Raw genomic sequence first — 464 nt, forward strand, 5'->3', positions numbered from 1 at the left:
GCTTAGAGCTTCCCTCTATACCAAGGATAAGCAATTTTCGAAGCTATGGCTTGTTTACGCTAAAGCATTCAAGGGTAAAAGACAGTTAGTCTGGACTAATGGGCTAAAGTCTCGTTTATTAGTTGAGGAACAATCGGACGAAGAATTGGCAACCGCTCAAGTTGAAGAGGCGGAAAAATTCGCAGAATTTACTGCTGAACAATGGCAGGCGATTTATAGGACAGATTCCGAATTTTATGTTTTGAATTGTGTTGAAAAGAATCCTGCCGGCTTTGATGATTTTATAAATAAGCTTTGCAAACTGTCAGCAGAGATGGCTGTCGGGCGAGGTGGCCGGGGCGATGTGCATGTTGCACGCGCTCGGCCTACTCGCCCGAATGCCAGAGGGCGGGAAGATGTATAGCGTATCTAAATTTTAAAGCGTTAGCAGGTTCACATGTAAAAATGCGAATATGTAAACATGC

Annotated in this window: 1 pseudogene; it reads left to right on the forward strand. The window is 44.0% G+C overall.

The features are described 5' to 3' along the window. Window positions 1-403 (forward strand): annotated as a pseudogene (locus GVK91_RS27195) (hypothetical protein); the annotation flags it as partial. Between the last annotated feature and the right edge of the window lie 61 nt (window positions 404-464).

Source organism: Sphingobacterium sp. 18053, assembly GCF_902706145.1.
Lineage (GTDB): Bacteria > Bacteroidota > Bacteroidia > Sphingobacteriales > Sphingobacteriaceae > Sphingobacterium > Sphingobacterium paramultivorum.